Genomic DNA, 21,399 nt, shown 5'->3' on the forward strand with positions numbered 1-21,399 from the left:
ACGATCGTGCTCATTGCCGGGTTCCCCGCCGGGGCCTGGGGGACCAACTGCTATCTGGTCGCCCCCGCCGCCGGTGAGGAGTGCGTGATCATCGACCCGGGCCACCAGGCCGCCCAGGGCGTCGAGGAAACGCTGAAGAAGCATCGGCTCAAGCCCGTCGCCGTCGTGCTCACCCACGGCCACATCGACCATGTCGCCTCGGTCGTCCCGGTCTGCGGCGCCCATGACGTCCCCGCCTGGATCCACCCCGAGGACCGCTACATGATGAGCGACCCGGAGAAGGCGCTCGGCCGCTCCATCGGGATGCCGCTCATGGGCGAGCTGACGGTGGGGGAGCCGGACGACCTCAAGGAGCTGACCGACGGCTCGAAGCTGACCCTGGCGGGGCTGGAGTTCGGCGTCTCGCACGCGCCCGGCCATACCAAGGGGTCGGTGACGTTCGGGATGCCCGAGGCCGCGGACATCCCGCCGGTCCTCTTCTCGGGCGACCTGCTCTTCGCCGGCTCCGTCGGACGCACCGACCTGCCCGGCGGCGACCACGCCGAGCTGCTGAGGTCGCTGGCCCGTGTGTGCCTGCCCCTCGACGACTCGACCGTGGTGCTGTCGGGCCACGGCCCCCAGACGACCATCGGCCGCGAGCGCGCCACCAACCCGTTCCTGAACGGGCTGGACGCGGCGCCGCGCCGAGGACTGTAGACGAGAGACCTATTACGTGAGCACCTTCCAGGCCCCCAAGGGCACCTACGACCTGATCCCGCCGGACTCCGCGAAGTTCCTGGCGGTGCGCGAGGCCATCTCCGCGCCCCTGCGCGACTCCGGCTACGGCTACATCGAGACCCCCGGCTTCGAGAACGTGGAGCTGTTCGCGCGCGGTGTCGGTGAGTCCACCGACATCGTCACCAAGGAGATGTACACCCTCACCACCAAGGGCGGCGACCAGCTGGCGCTGCGCCCCGAGGGCACCGCATCCGTCCTGCGCGCGGCCCTGGAGGCCAACCTCCACAAGGCCGGCAACCTCCCCGTCAAGCTCTGGTACTCCGGCTCGTACTACCGCTACGAGCGCCCGCAGAAGGGCCGCTACCGCCACTTCTCGCAGGTCGGCGCCGAGGCCATCGGCACCGAGGACCCGGTCCTGGACGCCGAGCTGATCATCCTGGCCGACCAGGCGTACCGCTCGCTGGGCCTGCGCCAGTTCCGCATCCTGCTGAACTCGCTGGGCGACAAGGAGTGCCGCCCGGTCTACCGGGAGGCGCTCCAGACCTTCCTGCGCGACCTCGACCTGGACGAGGAGACCCGCCGCCGCATCGAGATCAACCCGCTGCGCGTCCTGGACGACAAGCGGGCCGACGTACAGAAGCAGCTCACCGACGCCCCCCGGCTCCGTGACTACCTCTGCGACGCCTGCAAGGCGTACCACGAGGAGGTTCGCGCGCTGCTCACGGCGGCGGGCGTGGTGTACGAGGACGACGAGAAGCTCGTCCGCGGCCTCGACTACTACACCCGCACCACCTTCGAGTTCGTCCACGACGGCCTGGGCTCCCAGTCCGCGGTGGGCGGCGGCGGCCGCTACGACGGCCTCTCCGAAATGATCGGCGGCCCCGCGCTGCCGTCCGTCGGCTGGGCCCTCGGCGTGGACCGCACGGTCCTCGCCCTGGAGGCCGAGGGCGTCGAGCTGGACCTCCCCGTCACCACCAGCGTGTACGCGGTCCCGCTCGGCGACGAGGCCCGCCGGGCCCTCTTCACGGTCGTCACCGAACTGCGCCGCGCGGGCGTAGCCGCCGACTTCGCCTTCGGCGGCCGGGGCCTCAAGGGCGCGATGAAGAGCGCCAACCGCTCCGGCGCGCGCTACACCCTGGTCGCGGGCGAACGCGATCTGGCCGAGGGCGTCGTCCAGCTCAAGGACATGGAGTCCGGCGAGCAGGCGGCGGTGGCGCTGGCCGACGTGGTCGCGGAGCTGAAGACCCGGCTCGGCTGAGCCGGCCGGTCGTACGGAGAACACCCGGCTCGGCTGAGTGGTCGTACGGGAAGGGCGCGGGCCGGAGGCTTCAGGTCTCCGGCCTGCGCCCTCTCGCGTGGGCGGGGCCTCCCAGCGCTCCGTGCCGAGCGGCCTCCGGCCGTGGCGGACCCCGCCGACGTCAACACGGCCGCCGCCGATTCATCCTCGCGCCCGCCCACCACGGGTTGCGTCGCGCACCCGGGCACCCTGCGGCGGAGGGCACTTCCCGGCCACCGGTCGTACGCCTTTATGTCCATCGAACGGATGACCCGTCCCGGGGTGCGGCACAATGACCATGCCCGGCTGACCACTCAGTGATGGAACGGCGATATGACGACTGCAGCGGTAGACCACCAGCCCTCATCCGACCAGGAGGAGGACGGCGGCAAGCGCACCTTCGGGGCCGGACGGGGTCTCGCCCTGCTCCTGGTGATCACCGGCGCGGCCGGACTGCTGGCCTCCTGGATCATCACGATCGACAAGTTCAAGCTGCTGGAGGACCCCTCCTTCACCCCCGGCTGCAGCCTCAACCCCGTCGTCGCGTGCGGCAACATCATGAAGAGCGAGCAGGCCTCGGCCTTCGGGTTCCCCAACCCGATGCTCGGCCTGGTCACGTACGGCATGGTCATCGCCATCGGCATGGGCCTGCTCGCCGGTGCCCGCTACCGCAGCTGGTTCTGGCTCGGCCTCAACGCGGGCACCCTGTTCGGCGTCGGCTTCTGCACCTGGCTCCAGTACCAGTCGCTGTACAACATCAACTCGCTCTGCCTGTGGTGCTGCCTCGCCTGGGTCGCCACGATCATCATGTTCTGCTATGTGACCACGCACAACGTCAAGCACCGCATCCTCCCCGCGCCCGCCTGGCTGCGGAACGGGCTGACCGAGTTCCACTGGGTGCCGCCGGTGCTGTGGATCGGGATCATCGGCATGCTGATCCTGACCCGCTGGTGGGACTTCTGGACCAGCTGACCCCGACCGCCGACCCGACGCCCCCGGCCGCCTGCCCGCAGGCGGCCGGGGGCGTTGTCAGTGGGGTCGCTTAGGCTTCATGACGTGGAGCCCGACCTCTTTACCGCAGCCGCCGAAGACCGCCAGGAGAAGGACCCGTCCGCCAGCCCCCTCGCTGTCCGGATGCGCCCCCGTGCCCTGGACGAGGTCGTCGGCCAGCAGCATCTGCTCAAGCCGGGCTCGCCGCTCCGCAGACTCGTCGAGGGGAGCGGCGGCCCGGCCGGCGCCTCCTCGGTGATCCTGTGGGGCCCGCCCGGCACCGGGAAGACGACTCTCGCGTACGTGGTCAGCAAGGCCACCAACAAGCGCTTCGTCGAGCTGTCCGCGATCACCGCGGGCGTCAAGGAGGTCCGGGCCGTCATCGAGAGCGCCCGCCGCGCCTCCGGCGGCTTCGGCAAGGAGACCGTCCTCTTCCTGGACGAGATCCACCGCTTCTCCAAGGCCCAGCAGGACTCCCTGCTCCCCGCCGTGGAGAACCGCTGGGTGACCCTGATCGCGGCCACCACGGAGAATCCGTACTTCTCGGTGATCTCACCGCTGCTCTCGCGCTCCCTGCTGCTCACCCTGGAGCCGCTGACCGACGACGACCTGCGCGATCTGGTGCGCCGGGCGCTGACCGACGAGCGCGGCCTCGGCGGGGCGCTCACGCTGCCCGAGGACGCGGAGGCGCATCTGCTGCGCATCGCGGGCGGCGACGCGCGCCGGGTGCTCACGGCCCTGGAGGCGGCGGCCGGTGCGGCGCTCGCCACGCACGAGGCGGAGATCACGCTCGAGACGGTCGAGGCCACCGTCGACCGGGCCGCCGTGAAGTACGACCGGGACGGCGACCAGCACTACGACGTGGCCAGCGCGCTCATCAAGTCCATCCGCGGCTCCGACGTGGACGCCGCCCTGCACTATCTGGCCCGGATGATCGAGGCGGGGGAGGACCCCCGGTTCATCGCCCGGCGGCTGATGATCTCGGCCAGCGAGGACATCGGGCTCGCGGACCCCACCGCGCTGCCGACGGCGGTGGCGGCCGCCCAGGCCGTCGCCATGATCGGCTTCCCGGAGGCGGCGCTCACCCTGAGCCACGCCACGATCGCCCTCGCCCTCGCGCCGAAGTCCAACGCGGCGACGCTCGCGATCTTCGCCGCGCAGGAGGACGTACGGAAGGGGCTCGCGGGCCCCGTCCCGGCCCATCTGCGCGACGGCCATTACAAGGGCGCGGCCAAGCTCGGCCACGCCCAGGGCTATATCTATCCGCATGACGTCCAGGGCGGTATCGCCGCCCAGCAGTACGCCCCGGACGCGGTCCGCGACCGGCGGTACTACACCCCCACGCGGCACGGCGCCGAGGCGAGATACGCGGAGGTGGTCGAGCGGGTCCGCGAGCGCCTGGGCCGCCAGGGCGGCGGCCCGGACCCGGCGTCCTGAACCACCAGGGTTCCGCCCTGGACCACTCCGGTCCCGCCCGGAACCGGCGTCCCGCCCGGAACCGCCCGGGGCGCGGTCAGGACGCGGCCGCCTCGAAGAGCGTGTGCATCGCCCGGCGCAGCTCGGTGACGTCCCGTACGGGCTCCGGAAACTCGAAGCGCGCGTCGAAGCACGACCCCTTGTCCTCCACGAAGCGGACCCGCAGCCCGAAGCGGTCCAGGGCCACGGGCACGGCGGCCGGCCGGTGCGAGGCGTAGGCGCGGGCCGTGCGCTCCCCGAGCAGCGCGCACAGCGTGCGCATCTGGTCCTCGTGGGCGGCGTGCAGATGCTGCAGCAGCTCCGCCTCGTGGCAGGCCAGCGGATCGGGGGAGGCGTCCCGGAAGTCCTCCGCCTCGATGTCCGCGGCGCCCCAGAGGTCGTCCACGTACGCCTCGCCGAACTCCAGGCGCAGCATCATCCGGCCGGGCTCCGCGATGCCGGGTACGGAGGTGAGCCAGCCGGAGATCCAGGCCCGGCCCCGGATGCGGTGCGGTACGGAGATCGGGGCGACGTCCGTGATCTCCAGCACGGCGGTCAGTTCGTCGCCCTGCGCGTGGGTCGCGGCCCGGACGGCCGGGGAATCCGCAGGGAATTCGAGGAACAGATCGCCCTCCGGACCCACGCTCCGCGTGTCCGGCATCAGGGGTTCTGCGCGGGCCAGATCGAGCCCCGGTACGACGAGCAGCGCGGAGCAGGTACTCTGTACGAGAGTTCGTGTGCGCTCGGCTGCTGACGGCATCCGAGTGGTTTCAAGCCCGCTGGGACGCGGCTGACCACGATCAGATCGGCCTTCCGTCGTAGCAGCACCCTCTGAAGAGGTGCTGCCGCTGTCTGTGCTGTCCGTGACGTGAGTGGTGTTCCCAGGGCGAGACATGCGATCTCCTTGAGTAAGGTAAGCCTAACCTAACCTACAACGGAGGTCTGGAGAACGTGCCTAACCAGTCGCGTCCCAAGGTCAAGAAGTCGCGTGCCCTCGGCATCGCCCTGACGCCCAAGGCTGTCAAGTACTTCGAAGCGCGTCCGTACCCGCCGGGCGAGCACGGCCGTGGCCGCAAGCAGAACTCGGACTACAAGGTCCGTCTGCTGGAGAAGCAGCGCCTGCGTGCGCAGTACGACATCAGCGAGCGCCAGATGGCGCGCGCCTACGACCGCGCCAAGAAGGCCGAGGGCAAGACGGGTGAGGCGCTGGTCGTCGAGCTCGAGCGTCGTCTCGACGCCCTGGTCCTGCGTTCGGGCATCGCCCGCACCATCTACCAGGCCCGCCAGATGGTCGTCCACGGCCACATCGAGGTCAACGGCGGCAAGGTCGACAAGCCCTCCTTCCGCGTGCGTCCGGACGACATCGTCCAGGTCCGCGAGCGCAGCCGCTCCAAGGTCCCCTTCCAGGTGGCCCGCGAGGGTGGTTACGACACCGAGGGCGAGACCCCGCGCTACCTCCAGGTGAACCTGAAGGCCCTGGCCTTCCGCCTGGACCGGGACCCGAACCGCAAGGAGATCCCGGTGATCTGCGACGAGCAGCTCGTCGTCGAGTACTACGCCCGCTGATCCAGGCGTAGCCGCTCTCACCAGCGCTCAGGCCCGCCCCTCCCGGTCATCCGGGAGGGGCGGGCCTTCGCTTTTCCCCGGGCCCTGGCCCGGAGCTGGGCCTTGGCCCGGCCTCGGAACCCGACTCGGACGCGGGCCCCGACTCGCTCCCGGCCCCGACTCGGCTCCGAGCTCTGACCCCATCTCCGGCTCCCGACCCACCCCGCGCCCCGGGCTCACCCCCGGCCCCCGGCCCGCTCTCGGAACCCGGTACCGACCCGGGCGTGTCGCGCCGCTCCCGTACGCCCTCACCGACCCCGGCCCCGGCCGTCAGCGCCCGCTCCACCGCCGCGCCCCGCTCCAGCCGCCGCCCGGCCCGCACCGCCGCCTCGTACGCCGCGTCCCCCAGCTCCCGCCGCACCCGCTCCTCGCACTCCGCGCGCGGCCGGCCGAAATACACCGAGCCGAAGAGCTGGAGCCCCACCGACGGCCAGATCCGCCCCGCCGCCCCCTGGAGCACCGCAGCCTCCTCGCCGTCGCCCTCCACCGCCGTCACCAGCGCCAGCAACTCCAGCGAGAGCGCGGTCGAGAGCAGATCGTCGAAGGTCCGGCCGATCGCCAGGCACCCCCCGAGCATCCGCCGCGCCTGCTCCGGCCGCCCCCGCCGCAGCGCCGCGTAGGCCAGGACGTAGAGCGCGTACGCCAGAGCCCACCGCTCCCCGTGGTCCTCGCAGACCTCACGGACCTCCTCGCAGATGGCCGCCGCCGCGTCCAGATCGCCCAGGAACGCCACCGCCATCGCCAGTTCGACCTGGGCCATCAGCACAGCGCTGTTCAGCTCACCGATCTCCCGGTAGCGGCCGAGCGCGTCCCGCAGCAGCTCCTCGGCGCGCGCCGGATCGTCCGTGACGAGCGCCAGGCAGCCCGTCCGGTGGATCGCGTACGCCAGCGCCGTGGAGTCCCCGGACCGCTCGGCCTCCTCCCGGCACTCCTGGAGGGCGGAGATCGCCCCGACCGCGTCCCCCTGGAGCACCGCCACATACCCGAGCACCCACAGCACCTTCAGCCGGGACGCGTCGTACGGGGTCGGCTCCTCCAGTACGTGCTCCAGCCAGTACCGGCCCTCCGCCGGCCGCCCGCACCCCGCCCAGTAGAACCAGAGCGAGCCCGCCAGGTGCTGGGCGAGGTGCACCTCCTCCGGGCTCTCCATCGAGCACTCCATCGCCCGCCGGAGGTTCGGCAGCTCACTGTCGATCCGGGCCGCCACCTCCGCCTGGCGCGGCGAGAACCAGTCCAGCTCGCACCAGGTGGCGAGCCCCAGGAACCAGTCCCGGTGGCGCCGCCGCATCCGCCCGGTGTCCCCGGCCGCCGCCAGCCACTCCGCCCCGTACTCGCGCACCGACTCCAGCAGCCGGTAGCGGGTGGTGCCCGCCGTGTCCTCGCGCTCCACCACCGACTGGGCGAGCAGCTCCTCCAGCACGTCGAGCACGGAATCGGCCGGCAGCCCCGCACCGCCGCAGACGTACTCGGCGGCCTCCAGGTCGAACTGCCCGGCGAAGACCGAGAGCCGCGCCCACAGCAGCCGCTGCGCGGGCGTGCACAGCTCATGGCTCCAGCCGATCGCCGTACGCAGCGCCCGGTGGCGCGGCGGAGCGCCGCGGCTGCCGCCGGTCAGCAGCCGGAACCGGTCGTCCAGGCGCAGCAGCACCTGCTCGACGGAGAGGGCGCGCAGCCGCCCCGCCGCCAGTTCGAGCGCCAGCGGCACCCCGTCGAGGCGGCGGCACAGCTCCAGCGCCGCCGCCCGGTCCGTGGCCGTCGGCTGCCACTCCGGCCGCACCGCGCGGGCCCGTTCCTCGAACAGCTCCACCGCGTCCGCCTCGCACATAGGCGCGAGGGTGAACGTCACTTCACCGTCCACCAGGAGCGGGCGGCGCCCGGCCGCGAGCACCCGCAGCCCCGGCGCCCGCCGCAGCAACTCCCGTACGAGATCGGCGCAGGCGTCCACCAGGTGCTCGAAGCCGTCCAGGACCAGCAGTGTCCGGCGTCCACGGAGGTGCTCGACGAGCGCGGCGCGGGGCGGCCTGCCAGTGTGGTCGGTCAGCCCCAGCGCCTCGGCCACGGCGTGTTCCAGCAGCTCGGGGTCGTGCACGGGGGACAGGTCGGTGAGCCAGACCCCGTCGCAGTACCGTTTCTCCAGCAGTGCGGCGACCCTGCCGACACAGCGGGTCTTGCCGACGCCCGCCGCTCCGACGACGGTGACGAGTCTGGACTCCTCCAGCAGCCCGCGCAGCGCGGCCAGTTCGTCCGCGCGCCCCACGAACCGGTTCAGCTCCGCCGGGACGTTGCCGACCGGAACGTCACGGTCCGGGGTGTGGCGGGCCGGGGCGGAGGAACGGGGGCCGGGAGAGTCCGGGTGGGTGGAGCGGCGCTGCAGGTGTCGCATGGAACACGCAGAGTACTGACCTGAAAGCTCTCCGTGCAATCGCGTCGGCCGGCTCCCGTCCGCCCCGCCCGGAATGCCCGGGGGCCCGCCGGGAATGCGGTAGGGGAGGCGATGCACGGCGCGATAGGCTCGTGGGACATGGCCCCGAGGGGGCCGAGCGACGAGCAGAGAGCGGTGCACAGTGTCCGGTGGAGAGGTGGCCGGGATCATCGTGGCCGTCTTCTGGGCGATCCTGGTCTCGTTCCTCGCCGTGGTGCTGGTGAGGCTCGCCCAGACGCTGAGGGCGACCACCAGACTCGTGGCGGAGGTGACCGAACAGGCCGTGCCGCTGCTGGCCGACGCCTCGGCCACGGTCCGGTCCGCGCAGACCCAGCTGGACAAGGTCGACGCCATCGCGAGCGACGTCCAGGAGGTCACCTCCAACGCCTCCGCGCTCTCCACCACCGTCGCCTCCACCTTCGGCGGACCGCTGGTCAAGGTCGCCGCGTTCGGCTACGGCGTCCGGCAGGCCCTCGGCCGCCGCACCGCCCCCGAGCCGGAACCGGAACCGGCCCGGGGCCGCTCCTCCGTCCGCCGTACGGTGATCGTCGGCCGGACCGTACCTTCGGCGCGCGGACGCAAGCGCGACCGCCGAAACCCCCGCGGACAGAAGGACTGATCCAGCGATGTTCCGCCGCACGTTCTGGTTCACCGCCGGCGCAGCCGCCGGCGTCTGGGCCACCACCAAGGTCAACCGCAAGCTCAGGCAGCTGACGCCCGAGAGCCTCGCCGCGCAGGCCGCGGACAAGGCGATCGAGACCGGCCACAAGCTCAAGGACTTCGCCCTCGACGTCCGCGAGAACATGGTCCGGCGCGAAGCCGAACTGGGCGGTGCCCTGGGCCTCGAAGCACCGGTCGACCCCGACCTCCCCGTACAGCGGCACTACGCCGTGGAGGCGTCGGCGGAGTCCGCCGCCCGCCCCGACACATACCGCACGCTCCCCTGCAAAACGAACAACCGGAATGAGGACCACTAATGGAGTCGGCTGAAATCCGCCGCCGCTGGCTGAGCTTCTTCGAGGAGCGCGGTCACACCGTCGTGCCTTCGGCGTCGCTCATCGCGGACGACCCGACTCTGCTGCTGGTCCCCGCGGGCATGGTCCCCTTCAAGCCGTACTTCCTCGGTGAGGTCAAGCCGCCCGCCCCGCGCGTCACCAGCGTGCAGAAGTGCGTGCGTACGCCGGACATCGAAGAGGTCGGCAAGACCACCCGCCACGGCACGTTCTTCCAGATGTGCGGGAACTTCTCCTTCGGGGACTACTTCAAGGAAGGCGCCATCCAGCTCGCCTGGGAGGCCCTGACCAACTCCGTCGAGGACGGCGGCTTCGGCCTGGAGCCCGAGAAGCTCTGGATCACGGTCTACCTCGACGACGACGAGGCCGAGGCCATCTGGCGCGACAAGATCGGCGTCCCCGCCGAGCGCATCCAGCGCCTGGGCAAGAAGGACAACTTCTGGTCCATGGGCGTCCCCGGCCCCTGCGGACCCTGTTCCGAGATCAACTACGACCGCGGCCCCGAGTTCGGCGTCGAGGGCGGCCCGGCCGTCAACGACGAGCGGTACGTGGAGATCTGGAACCTGGTCTTCATGCAGTACGAGCGCGGCGCGGGCGACGGCAAGGAGGACTTCCCGATCCTCGGGGACCTGCCGTCCAAGAACATCGACACCGGTCTCGGCCTGGAACGCCTGGCGATGATCCTCCAGGGTGTACAGAACATGTACGAGACCGACACCCTGCGCGTCGTCATGGACAAGGCCACCGAGCTGACCGGCGTCCGCTACGGCGCCGAGCGGTCCACGGACGTCTCGCTCCGCGTCGTCGCCGACCACATCCGTACGTCCGTGATGCTCATCGGCGACGGTGTCACCCCCGGCAACGAGGGCCGCGGCTACGTGCTGCGCCGCATCATGCGCCGCGCCATCCGCAACATGCGCCTGCTGGGCGCCACCGGCACGGTCGTCAAGGACCTGATCGACGTCGTGATCGACACGATGGGGCAGCAGTACCCGGAGCTGATCACCGACCGCAAGCGCATCGAGACGGTCGCGCTCGCGGAGGAGGCCGCCTTCCTCAAGGCCCTCAAGGGCGGCACCAACATCCTGGAGACCGCGGTCACCGAGACCAAGGCCGCCGGTGGCAAGGTCCTCGCCGGGGACAAGGCGTTCCTGCTCCACGACACCTGGGGCTTCCCGATCGACCTGACCCTGGAGATGGCTGCCGAGCAGGGGCTCTCCGTGGACGAGGACGGCTTCCGCCGCCTCATGCAGGAGCAGCGCGACAAGGCCAAGGCCGACGCCCGCGCCAAGAAGACCGGCCACGCCGACCTCTCCGCCTACCGCGAGGTCGCGGACACCTCCGGCGCCACCGAGTTCACCGGCTACACCAGCCTGGCCGGTGAGTCGACCATCGTCGGCCTGCTCGTCGACGGCGTGCCCTCGCCCGCCGCCACCGAGGGCGACGAGGTCGAGGTCGTCCTCGACCGCACCCCCTTCTACGCCGAGGGCGGCGGCCAGCTCGCCGACACCGGCCGCATCCGGCTCGACACCGGTGCCGTGATCGAGGTCCGCGACGTCCAGAAGCCGGTCCCCGGCGTCCATGTGCACAAGGGCGTCGTCCAGGTCGGCGAGGTCACGGTCGGGGCCCCCGTCTTCGCCTCCATCGACGCCACCCGCCGCCGGGCCATCGCCCGCGCCCACAGCGCCACCCACCTCACCCACCAGGCGCTGCGCGACGCGCTCGGCCCGACGGCCGCCCAGGCCGGCTCCGAGAACTCGCCGGGCCGTTTCCGCTTCGACTTCGGTTCGCCCGCCGCCGTTCCCGGCACGGTCCTCACCGATGTCGAGCAGCGGATCAACGAGGTCCTCTCGCGCGAACTCGACGTCCAGGCCGAGGTCATGTCGATCGACGAGGCCAAGAAGCAGGGCGCCATCGCGGAGTTCGGCGAGAAGTACGGCGAGCGGGTCCGGGTCGTCACCATCGGGGACTTCTCCAAGGAGCTGTGCGGCGGCACCCACGTCCATAACACCGCTCAGCTCGGCCTGGTCAAGCTGCTCGGTGAGTCCTCCATCGGCTCCGGCGTGCGCCGGATCGAGGCCCTGGTCGGCGTGGACGCGTACAACTTCCTCGCCAAGGAGCACACGGTCGTCGCCCAGCTCCAGGAGCTGGTCAAGGGCCGTCCCGAGGAGCTGCCGGAGAAGATCGCGGGCATGCTCGGCAAGCTGAAGGACGCCGAGAAGGAGATCGAGAAGTTCCGCGCGGAGAAGGTGCTCGCGGCCGCCGCCGGACTGGCCGACTCCGCCAAGGACGTCCGGGGCGTCGCCCTGGTCACCGGCCAGGTCCCCGACGGCACCTCCGCCGACGACCTGCGCAAGCTGGTCCTGGACGTGCGGGGCCGCATCCAGGGCGGCCGCCCGGCCGTCGTGGCCCTGTTCACCACGGCCAACGGCCGCCCGCTCACGGTCATCGCCACCAACGAGGCCGCTCGCGAGCGCGGTCTCAAGGCCGGCGACCTCGTCCGTACGGCCGCCAAGACGCTCGGTGGCGGTGGCGGCGGCAAGCCGGACGTCGCCCAGGGTGGCGGCACGGACCCGGCCGCCATCGGTGACGCCGTCGCCGCCGTCGAACGCCTCGTCACCGAGACCGCGTGACGGACGGGATGACACAGATGCGCCGAGGACGACGGCTCGCCGTCGACGTCGGGGACGCCCGGATCGGGGTCGCCTCGTGCGACCCCGACGGGATCCTGGCCACGCCGGTGGAGACCGTGCCGGGACGCGATGTCCCGGCCGCCCACCGGCGGCTGGTGGCCATCGTCGAGGAGTACGAGCCGATCGAGGTGATCCTCGGTCTGCCCCGCTCCCTCGGCGGCGGCGAGGGCCCGGCGGCAGCCAAGGTCCGCGACTTCGCCCAGGTGTTCGCACGTTCGATCGCCCCCGTTCCGGTGCGGCTGGTGGACGAGAGGATGACCACAGTGACGGCCGCTCAGGGCATGCGTGCCTCGGGCGTGAAGTCCAAGAAGGGCCGGTCTGTCATCGACCAGGCTGCCGCTGTGGTGATCCTCCAGAACGCTCTGGAGTCCGAACGGGCGTCAGGTAATCCCCCGGGAGAGGGCGTCGAAGTGGTTGTCTGATCGCGATACGGTAACGTTCCGCGCGATGCGGCGGTGGATTCGAACAAACACCGCACAGCGAAGCGAAGAGACGGAACGTCGTCTCGCGGCTCTAGGGGATCGATGACTGAGTATGGCCGGGGCCCCGGCTCCGAACCGTGGCATCCCGAGGACCCCTTGTACGGGGACCAGGGATGGGGAGGCCGGCAGGCCGCCCACGGCCAGGGCCAGTACGGCGACCAGCAGCAGTCCTATCCGCAGGACCCGTACGCCCAGCAGCACCAGAACCACCAGCAGTACCCGCAGCAGCCGTCGTACGACCAGCACCAGCAGTACGGGCAGCAGCAGTACGACCCCTCGCACCAGCAGCATCAGCAGTACGGCACCCCGCAGCAGGACCCGTACGGTCAGCAGTCCTACCCCCAGCCGCAGTACGACGGCGGCTGGGACACCGGGCAGGGGACCGCCGTGCCGTACGGGGCCGAGCCCCAGGACCCGTACGCCCAGCAGCAGGCGCACGGCTACGGCGAATCGCACGACTACTACGGCACGCCCGACGCCTACCCGCCGCCGCAGCCGCCGGGCCGCCGCGAGGCCTCCGGGCAGCAGTCCCAGCAGGCCCCGCAGCAGGGGCAGCCCGAGCAGCAGGGGAAGCCGTCGACGGACTGGGACCCGGACGAGCCGCAGGAAGAGACGCATCCTTTCTTCACCGGCTCCGACGAACCCGCCGGCCGTGACTCCCGCGAGCCCCGCGACGGCGACGACGACCCGGACGACGACTCCTCGCGCGCCTCGCGCCGGGAGCGCGGCGGCGGAGAGCGCAGGGGCGGCAAGACCAAGAAGAAAAAGAGCCGCAACGGCTGCGCCTGCCTGGTCGTCTCCCTCGTCCTGGTCGGCGGCCTCAGCGGAGCGACGTACGTCGGCTACAACTTCTGGCAGGACAAGTTCGGCGCCCCGGCCGACTACGCGGGATCGGGCACGGACGAGCAGGTCGAGGTCGAGATCCCCGAGGGGGCGCTCGGCTACGACATCGCCAACATCCTGCGCAAGAAGGGCGTCATCAAGTCCTCCGACGCCTTCGTCGCGGCACAGAACGACAACCCCAAGGGCAAGTCGATCCAGGCCGGCGTCTACCTCCTCAACAAGGAGATGTCGGGAGCCGCGGCGGTCGCCCTGATGCTCGACAACAAGAGCCAGAACCTCCTGGTGATCCCCGAGGGCACCCGTAACGTCACGGTCTACGAGAAGATCGACGCCCGGCTCGGCCTGGACAAGGGCACCACGGAGAAGATCGCCAAGACCAAGGCGGAGTCCCTGGGCCTGCCCGACTGGGTCGAGGACAACCCGGACGTGAAGGATCCGCTGGAGGGTTTCCTGTACCCGGCGGCGTACCCGGTGGCCAAGGGATCGAAGCCCGAGGACGCGCTGAAGCGGATGGTCACGCGGGCCAACAAGGAGTACGACAAGCTCGACCTGGAAGCGGCCGCCAAGAAGTACAAGCTGGACGGCCCGTGGCAGGTGCTGACGGTGGCGAGTCTGGTGCAGGCGGAGGGCCTCACGCACGACGACTTCCGCAAGATGGCCGAGGTCGTCTACAACCGGCTCAAGCCCGACAACACGGTCACCAACCGCAAGGTCGAGTTCGACTCGTCGTTCAACTACCTCATGAAGCAGAGCAAGATCAAGATCAGCACCAAGGAGATCCGTTCCAACCCGGACCCGTACAACACCTACTACCACACGGGACTTCCGCCGGGGCCGATCAGCAACCCGGGCGTCGACGCCCTCAAGGCATCGCTCAACCCGACGTCGAACGGCTGGATGTTCTTCATCTCGCTCGATGGCAAGACGACGGAATTCACGAAGACCATCGACGAGCACGAGAAGCTGAACAACAAGTGGAAGGAGCAGCAGGGACTTGGCTGATATCCGACGCCGGGCCGCCGTCCTCGGCTCGCCCATCGCCCACTCGCTCTCCCCGGTGCTGCACCGCGCCGCCTACGCCGAACTCGGCCTCGACGACTGGTCCTACGACCGGTTCGAGGTCGACGAGGCGGCGCTGCCCGGCTTCGTCGAGGGGCTGGACGCCTCGTGGGCGGGGCTGTCCCTGACCATGCCGCTCAAGCGGGCGGTCATCCCGCTGCTGGACGAGATCAGCCCGACGGCGGCCTCCGTGGAGGCCGTCAACACGGTCGTGTTCACCGAGGACGGGCGCCGGGTCGGTGACAACACGGATATCCCGGGCATGATCGCCGCCCTGCGGGAGCGCGGCGTCGAGAAGGTCGAGTCCGCCGCGATCCTGGGCGCCGGAGCCACCGCCTCCTCCGCCCTCGCCGCGCTCGCGGTGATCTGTGCCGGACCGGTCACCGCCTACGTACGCAGCAAGGAGCGCGGCGACGAGATGCGCGGCTGGGGGCAGCGGCTCGGCGTGGACGTCCGGGTGGCCGACTGGGCCGACGGCGCGCAGGCCCTCGACGCACCGCTCGCCATCGCCACCACCCCGGCGGGCACCACCGACGCCCTCGCCACCGGCGTACCGGAGCGGCCGGGCATCCTCTTCGACGTGCTGTACGAGCCCTGGCCGACGCCCCTCGCCGCCGCCTGGTCGGCGCGCGGCGGAGCCGTCGTCGGCGGGCTCGACCTCCTCGTCCACCAGGCGCTGCTCCAGGTCGAGCAGATGACGGGCCGGTCCCCGGCCCCGCTGGCGGCCATGCGGCGGGCCGGGGAAGCGGCGCTCGCGGGGCGCTGACGCATTCGACCTGATGAACAGGCGTCCGGTTGCTGGACCGGCGGCCGGACACCGTCCACAGTCGTGGGAGGATCGACGGCGGCGGGCCGGGGCCGCGCACCCGGCCGTGCCGTCGCATTTTTCAGGCGCGAGCATGAGGAGCACCGTTGAGCAGGTTGCGCTGGCTGACCGCAGGCGAGTCGCACGGTCCCGCACTGGTGGCGACGCTGGAGGGCCTTCCCGCCGGCGTCCCGGTGACGACGGAGATGGTCGCCGAGGCGCTCGCCCGGCGACGGCTCGGTTACGGCCGCGGGGCTCGGATGAAGTTCGAGCAGGACGAGGTCACCTTCCTCGGCGGCGTACGGCACGGGCTCACCATGGGCTCCCCGGTCGCCGTCATGGTCGGCAACACCGAGTGGCCCAAGTGGGAGCAGGTCATGGCGGCCGACCCGGTCGACCCCGCCGTGCTGGCCGAGTCGGCCCGTAACGCCCCGCTGACCCGGCCCCGCCCCGGCCACGCCGACCTGGCCGGGATGCAGAAGTACGGCTTCGACGAGGCCCGGCCTGTCCTGGAGCGCGCCAGCGCCCGGGAGACCGCCGCCCGCGTCGCCCTCGGGGCCGTCGCCCGCTCCTACCTCAAGGAGACGGCGGGCATCGAGATCGTCAGCCATGTCGTCGAGCTGGCCGCCGCGAAGGCGCCGTACGGCGTCTACCCGGTCCCCGCCGACGTGGCGAAGCTGGACGCCGACCCGGTCCGCTGCCTGGACGCCGACGCCTCCAAGGCGATGGTGGCCGAGATCGACCAGGCCCACAAGGACGGCGACACCCTCGGCGGGGTCGTCGAGGTGCTGGCGTACGGCGTGCCCGTCGGGCTCGGCTCGCACGTCCACTGGGACCGCCGCCTGGACGCCCGGCTCGCCGCCGCGCTCATGGGCATCCAGGCCATCAAGGGCGTCGAGGTCGGGGACGGCTTCGAGCTGGCCCGGGTCCCCGGCTCCCAGGCGCACGACGAGATCGTCGCCACCGAGGACGGCATCAGGCGCACCTCCGGCCGCTCCGGCGGCACCGAGGGCGGGCTCACCACCGGCGAGCTGCTGCGGGTCCGCGCCGCGATGAAGCCCATCGCCACCGTGCCGCGCGCCCTGGCCACCGTGGACGTCACCACCGGCGAGGCCGCCAAGGCCCACCACCAGCGCTCCGACGTCTGCGCCGTCCCCGCCGCGGGCATCGTCGCGGAGGCGATGGTCGCCCTGGTCCTGGCCGACGCCGTCGCGGAGAAGTTCGGCGGCGACAGCGTGGCCGAGACCCACCGCAACGTCCAGTCGTACCTCGACCACCTCCAGATCCGATGAGCGGCCCCCTGGTCGTCCTCGTCGGCCCCATGGGCGTCGGCAAGTCCACCGTCGGCGAGCTGCTCGCCGCCCGGCTCGGCACCACCTACCGGGACACCGACGCGGACGTCGTCGCCGAGGCGGGCAAACCGATCGCGGAGATCTTCTACGACGAGGGTGAGGAGCACTTCCGCGCCCTGGAGCGCCGGGCGGTCGCCGCGGCCGTCGCCGGACACGCGGGCGTCCTCTCCCTCGGGGGCGGAGCAGTCCTGGACGGGACGACCAGGGAACTGCTGGCCGGCCACCCGGTCGTCTACCTCTCCATGGACGTGGAGGAGGCGGTCCGCCGGGTGGGACTGGGCGCCGCCCGCCCGCTCCTGGCCGTCAACCCGCGCCGGCAGTGGCGCGAGCTGATGGACGCCCGCCGCCACCTCTACGAAGAGGTGGCCCGCACGGTCGTCGCCACCGACGACCGCACCCCCGAAGAGGTCGCCCAGGCGATCATCGACGCACTGGAACTGCCGGAGGGCGCAGCCGCCCCCGGCGTGGAGAGCACCGGCATGACGCAGCAGGCCCCCACCCGCATCCAGGTCGCAGGCTCGGCGGGCTCCGACCCGTACGAGGTCCTCGTCGGCCACCAGCTCCTCGGCGAGCTGCCCCAGCTCATCGGCGACCGCGCGAAGCGGGTCGCCGTCCTGCACCCCGAGGCGCTGGCCGAGACCGGTGAGGCGGTCCGCCAGGACCTGGCCGACCAGGGGTACGAGGCCATCGCCATCCAGCTGCCCAACGCGGAGGAGGCCAAGACCGTCGAGGTCGCCGCCTACTGCTGGAAGGCGCTCGGCCAGACCGGTTTCACCCGCACCGACGTCATCGTCGGCATCGGCGGCGGCGCCACCACGGACGTCGCCGGGTTCGTCGCCGCCAGCTGGCTGCGCGGGGTGCGCTGGATCGCGATCCCCACCACCGTGCTCGGCATGGTCGACGCGGCCGTCGGCGGCAAGACCGGCATCAACACCGCCGAGGGCAAGAACCTGGTCGGCGCCTTCCACCCGCCCGCCGGAGTCCTCTGCGACCTCGCCGCGCTGGAGTCGCTGCCGGTCAACGACTACGTCTCCGGCATGGCCGAGATCATCAAGGCCGGTTTCATCGCGGACCCGGTCATCCTCGACCTGATCGAGGCCGACCCGGAGGCCGCCCGCACGCCCGCCGGACCGCACACCGCCGAGCTGATCGAGCGCTCCATCCGGGTCAAGGCCGAGGTCGTCTCCAGCGACCTCAAGGAGTCCGGCCTCCGCGAGATCCTCAACTACGGCCACACCCTGGGCCACGCCATCGAGAAGAACGAGCGCTACAAGTGGCGCCACGGGGCGGCCGTCTCCATCGGCATGGTCTTCGCCGCCGAGCTGGGCCGGCTCGCCGGACGCCTCGACGACGCCACCGCCGACCGGCACCGCACCATCCTTCAGTCGGTGGGCCTGCCGCTCACCTACCGCGGCGACCAGTGGCCCAAGCTCCTGGAGAACATGAAGGTAGACAAGAAGTCCCGCGGCGACCTGCTGCGCTTCATCGTCCTGGACGCCCTCGGCAAGCCCACCGTCCTGGAGGGCCCCGACCCGGCCGTGCTGCTCGCCGCCTACGGGGAGGTCTCCGCGTGACCCGCAGGGTCCTCGTCCTCAACGGCCCCAACCTCGGCCGCCTCGGCTCCCGCGAACCCGACGTCTACGGAGCCACCTCCTACGCCGGGCTCGTCGACACCTGCACCGCGCTCGGCAAGGAGCTGGGCTTCGACGTCGACGTACGGGAGACGAACGACGAGGGCGAACTGATCCGCTGGCTCCACGAGGCGGCGGACGGATCGATCCCGGTCGTCCTCAACCCGGGCGCCTTCACGCACTACTCGTACGGGATGCGGGACGCGGCCGCGCAGCGCAGCGCACCGCTGATCGAGGTGCACATCTCCAACCCGTACGCCCGCGAGGAGTTCCGGCACACCTCGGTGGTCGCCCCGGTGGCCACGGGCACGATCGCCGGGTTCGGCATCGGCTCCTACCGGCTCGCCCTGCGCGCCCTGGCCGACGAACTGACGGGCTGACAGTCCCCGGTGCCCACGGGCACTCCGCACCCTCCCGGGCCGTTCACCCTGAGACGGCCCGGGAAGGTACGGTAGCCGTCCCATCAGCGTCAGTCGCAGTTACGAGACGGAGTGGCCACCGGATGCAGCACCCAGTGGGGGCCCCGCTGCCGCCGCCCCAAGGACCCGGGAACGGGCTGCCGGGCCGGCCGCACCAGGACCGGCACCCCGGCCCCGCCGGCCCGCCCCCGATACCTCAGCAACCACCGGTTGCGGGGCAGGCGCCGCAGCCGTCGGCGCACGGGCACGGTGCTCAGCCTCCGGCTCCTGGGCAGGCGCCGGGGTCTCCGGCGCACGGTCAGGCCGCCCAGCCGCCCGCGCCCGGCCAGGCGCCGCAGGTTCCAGCCTCCGGTCAGGCTGCGCCCCCTCCGGCCCCCGAGCAGGCTCCCCATCCTCCGGCGCACGGACACGGTGCTCAGCCTCCGGCTCCTGGGCAGGCGCCTCAGCCCCAGGCCACCACCGGCCGGAGTCACCAGCCCCCGGCGCACGGTCACCCCGCCCAGCCGCCCGCGCCCGGCCAGGCGCCTCAGCCCCAAGGCCCCGGTCAGGCTCCGCAGCCCCAGGCGCACGGTCACGTCTCGCAGCCCTCGCCCCCCGGCCCGGCTGCCCAGCCGCCCGCACCCGGCCAGGCCCCCAGCACCCCGCTCCGGGCCACGCCCCGCCGCCTCCCGCCCCCACTCAGGCCCCGCAGGGGCCGGCCCAGGGGCACGCGTCGCAGCCGCAGGCCCAGCTCTACGGCTGGGGCGGCACCGGGCCCACCCCGCCGCCCTCCGGCGGGCAGGTCACCGGGCATGTCCAGCTGCCCCCGGGCGGGCCCGTCCCGCTCCCCGCGCCGCCCGCCGAGCCGGGCACCGGCAGTGCCACGCTCGCCGTGCTGCTGATCGGGCCGGCCGGTGCGGGCAAGACCACCGTGGCCCGGCTCTGGGCGGCCCGCCGCCGGGTGCCCACCGCGCATGTGTCCCTGGACGACGTCCGCGAGTGGGTCTGCTCCGGGTTCGCCGACCCGCAGGCGGGCTGGAACGACCACTCCGAGGCCCAGTACCGGCTGGCCCGCCGCACCTGCGGCTTCGCCGCCCGTAACTTCCTCGCCAACGGCATCTCCTGCATCCTCGACGACGCCGTCTTCCCCGACCGCCCGGTCGTCGGCCTCGGCGGCTGGAAGCGCCATGTGGGGCCCGGGCTGCTCCCCGTCGTGCTGCTCCCCGGCCTGGAGGTCGTCCTGGAGCGCAACGCCGCCCGCAGCGGCAACCGCCGCCTCTCCGACGAGGAGGTCGCCCGCATCCACGGCCGGATGGCCGGCTGGTACGGCTCCGGCCTCCCGATCATCGACAACTCGACGTACGACGTGGAGACCACGGCCCGGGTCCTGGACGACGTGCTGGCCCGCTCCATCGCCTCCCCGCCCGCCTGGTAGCGGCCGGCCGGAGCGGCGGCCCCCGCGCCCGTCCCCCCGGTCGGCTGCGCCGACCGAGCGAGGAGCCGCTCCCGCTCGTACGCTCGGAGCATGTCTGAGGTGCACGCCGTCCGACGCGGGCTGCTCCGCGACCGGTGCGCCGCCGCGGGGTCCGCGGCCGCGCTGGTCTCCCGCCCCGCCAACGTCCGCTATCTCGCGGGCGGAGCGCCTCCCGGCGCCGTGCTGCTGCTCGGCCCCGGCGAGGACGTCCTGCTCTGCCCCCGCGCCCCGAGCGGCGAGTCCGGCCACGGGCGCCCCGACGAGGCGCTCCGGGTCGACGTCCTGCCCGTACCGGACGGGGACCCGGTGGTGGAGGCCGCCGGTCTCGCCGCCGCCTCCGGGGCGGATTCGCTCGCCGTGGAGGAGCACGACCTGACCGTGGCCCGGCACCGGGCCATGGCGAAGGCCGCACCGCGCCTGCTCCTGGCCGATCTGGGCTTCACCGTGGAACAGCAGCGGATCGTCAAGGACGAGGAGGAGATCGGCTGTCTGCGGATCGCCGCCGAGATCACCGACCAGGCCCTTGGTGAACTCCTCGAATCGATCCTCGTCGGCCGCACCGAACGCCATCTCGCCCTGGAGCTGGAGCGCCGCCTTGTCGACCACGGAGCGGACGGCCCCGCCTTCGCCACCTCCGTCGCCACCGGCCCCAACTCCGGCCAGGGACGCCACCGTCCCACGGACCGCCGGGTGGAGGAGGGCGATTTCCTCTCCGTCCGCCTCGGCGCGAGCTACCACGGCTACCGCTGCGAGATCGGCCGTACCTTCGTCATCGGCACCGCCCCCGCCGAGTGGCAGATCGAGCTGTACGACCTCGTTTTCGCCGCTCAGCGGGGCGGCCGGGAGGCCCTCGCACCCGGCGCCGCCTACCGCGAGGTGGACCGCGCGGCCCGTCATCCGCTGGAGTCGGCGGGGTACGGGGAGGGCCTCCAGCCGTGGACCGGACACGGTGTGGGGCTCGAAATCGAGGAGGACCCGCAATTGGCACCGACAGCCATGGGTAAACTGGACGCTTGTGTGCCGGTCACCGTCGAACCGGGGGTCCACCTCCCGGGCCGGGGCGGTGTCCGGATCGATGACACGCTCGTCGTGCGCCCCGAGGCGGACGGCGGACCCGAGCTACTCACCATGACGACCAAGGAACTGCTCGCGCTCTAGCGCGCATCCCCGGTCGTTCCACCAGC

The 21,399-nt window shown here is 72.2% G+C and carries 17 protein-coding genes and 1 pseudogene; 16 read left to right on the forward strand and 2 right to left on the reverse strand.

Going from position 1 to position 21,399, the window contains the following annotated elements; all coding sequences use genetic code 11:
* Positions 1-6 precede the first annotated feature (6 nt).
* The 4 genes from DJ476_RS29605 to DJ476_RS29620 all read left to right on the forward strand — a co-directional run bounded on the left by DJ476_RS29605 (position 7) and on the right by DJ476_RS29620 (position 4,420).
* Positions 7-696 carry an MBL fold metallo-hydrolase gene (locus DJ476_RS29605; RefSeq protein ID WP_103421709.1) on the forward strand — a complete coding sequence of 230 codons (690 nt, stop codon included), beginning with the start codon at positions 7-9 and terminating at the stop codon, positions 694-696.
* A gap of 16 nt (positions 697-712) precedes the next feature.
* Entirely contained in the window at positions 713-1,975 is a 1,263-nt protein-coding gene (gene hisS / locus DJ476_RS29610) for a histidine--tRNA ligase (RefSeq protein WP_103421708.1), read from the forward strand.
* A gap of 351 nt (positions 1,976-2,326) precedes the next feature.
* On the forward strand, positions 2,327-2,965 hold the full coding sequence (locus tag DJ476_RS29615) for a vitamin K epoxide reductase family protein (RefSeq protein ID WP_070204846.1): 639 nt from the start codon (positions 2,327-2,329) through the stop codon (positions 2,963-2,965).
* Positions 2,966-3,049: 84 nt separating this feature from the next.
* Entirely contained in the window at positions 3,050-4,420 is a 1,371-nt protein-coding gene (locus tag DJ476_RS29620; RefSeq protein ID WP_103421707.1) for a replication-associated recombination protein A, read from the forward strand.
* 76 nt (positions 4,421-4,496) lie between these two features.
* Here the strand turns inward: DJ476_RS29620 and DJ476_RS29625 are convergent, their stop codons facing one another.
* Complete coding sequence (locus tag DJ476_RS29625; protein WP_112491934.1) at positions 4,497-5,198, reverse strand: DUF2470 domain-containing protein; 702 nt, start codon at positions 5,196-5,198, stop codon at positions 4,497-4,499.
* Between the two features lie 191 nt (positions 5,199-5,389).
* Between DJ476_RS29625 and rpsD the strand changes: the two genes are divergently transcribed.
* The gene (rpsD, locus tag DJ476_RS29630; protein WP_006123201.1) at positions 5,390-6,004 is read left to right on the forward strand and encodes a 30S ribosomal protein S4; all 615 of its coding nucleotides are present in this window, start codon (positions 5,390-5,392) and stop codon (positions 6,002-6,004) included.
* Positions 6,005-6,050: 46 nt separating this feature from the next.
* On the opposite strand, the gene DJ476_RS29635 is transcribed toward rpsD, so the two are convergent.
* On the reverse strand, positions 6,051-8,426 hold the full coding sequence (locus DJ476_RS29635; RefSeq protein WP_103421705.1) for an ATP-binding protein: 2,376 nt from the start codon (positions 8,424-8,426) through the stop codon (positions 6,051-6,053).
* A 196-nt stretch (positions 8,427-8,622) separates the two neighbouring features.
* Here DJ476_RS29635 and DJ476_RS29640 point away from each other — a divergent pair, with 196 nt between their 5' ends.
* The 11 genes and pseudogenes from DJ476_RS29640 (at position 8,623) to DJ476_RS29695 (ending at position 21,373) form a co-directional block, all read left to right on the forward strand.
* A complete protein-coding gene (locus DJ476_RS29640; protein ID WP_053561986.1) occupies positions 8,623-9,084 on the forward strand; it encodes a DUF948 domain-containing protein in 462 nt (153 codons plus the stop codon).
* A gap of 7 nt (positions 9,085-9,091) precedes the next feature.
* Complete coding sequence (locus tag DJ476_RS29645; protein ID WP_112491935.1) at positions 9,092-9,442, forward strand: hypothetical protein; 351 nt, start codon at positions 9,092-9,094, stop codon at positions 9,440-9,442.
* Positions 9,442-12,111: an alanine--tRNA ligase gene (gene alaS / locus DJ476_RS29650; RefSeq protein ID WP_053561987.1), complete on the forward strand. Its 2,670-nt coding sequence runs from the start codon at positions 9,442-9,444 to the stop codon at positions 12,109-12,111. Before DJ476_RS29645 ends, alaS begins: the two co-directional genes overlap by 1 nt.
* Before the next feature lie 8 nt (positions 12,112-12,119).
* The gene (gene ruvX / locus DJ476_RS29655) at positions 12,120-12,593 is read left to right on the forward strand and encodes a Holliday junction resolvase RuvX (protein ID WP_176725535.1); all 474 of its coding nucleotides are present in this window, start codon (positions 12,120-12,122) and stop codon (positions 12,591-12,593) included.
* Positions 12,594-12,695: 102 nt separating this feature from the next.
* Complete coding sequence (mltG, locus tag DJ476_RS29665; protein ID WP_112491936.1) at positions 12,696-14,498, forward strand: endolytic transglycosylase MltG; 1,803 nt, start codon at positions 12,696-12,698, stop codon at positions 14,496-14,498.
* Complete coding sequence (locus DJ476_RS29670) at positions 14,491-15,321, forward strand: shikimate dehydrogenase (protein ID WP_103421702.1); 831 nt, start codon at positions 14,491-14,493, stop codon at positions 15,319-15,321. Before mltG ends, DJ476_RS29670 begins: the two co-directional genes overlap by 8 nt.
* Positions 15,322-15,467: 146 nt before the next feature.
* Positions 15,468-16,652: a chorismate synthase gene (gene aroC, locus DJ476_RS29675; RefSeq protein WP_103421701.1), complete on the forward strand. Its 1,185-nt coding sequence runs from the start codon at positions 15,468-15,470 to the stop codon at positions 16,650-16,652.
* Positions 16,649-18,286 carry a 3-dehydroquinate synthase gene (gene aroB, locus DJ476_RS29680; RefSeq protein WP_112491937.1) on the forward strand — a complete coding sequence of 546 codons (1,638 nt, stop codon included), beginning with the start codon at positions 16,649-16,651 and terminating at the stop codon, positions 18,284-18,286. Before aroC ends, aroB begins: the two co-directional genes overlap by 4 nt.
* Entirely contained in the window at positions 18,283-18,723 is a 441-nt protein-coding gene (gene aroQ, locus DJ476_RS29685) for a type II 3-dehydroquinate dehydratase (RefSeq protein ID WP_103421699.1), read from the forward strand. Before aroB ends, aroQ begins: the two co-directional genes overlap by 4 nt.
* Before the next feature lie 536 nt (positions 18,724-19,259).
* Positions 19,260-20,176: pseudogene (locus DJ476_RS29690) on the forward strand (AAA family ATPase); the annotation flags it as partial.
* A 90-nt stretch (positions 20,177-20,266) separates the two neighbouring features.
* Positions 20,267-21,373 carry a M24 family metallopeptidase gene (locus DJ476_RS29695; RefSeq protein ID WP_112491938.1) on the forward strand — a complete coding sequence of 369 codons (1,107 nt, stop codon included), beginning with the start codon at positions 20,267-20,269 and terminating at the stop codon, positions 21,371-21,373.
* The last annotated feature ends 26 nt before the right edge of the window (positions 21,374-21,399 follow it).

This window comes from Streptomyces bacillaris (assembly GCF_003268675.1).
Classification (GTDB): Bacteria; Actinomycetota; Actinomycetes; order Streptomycetales; family Streptomycetaceae; genus Streptomyces; species Streptomyces bacillaris.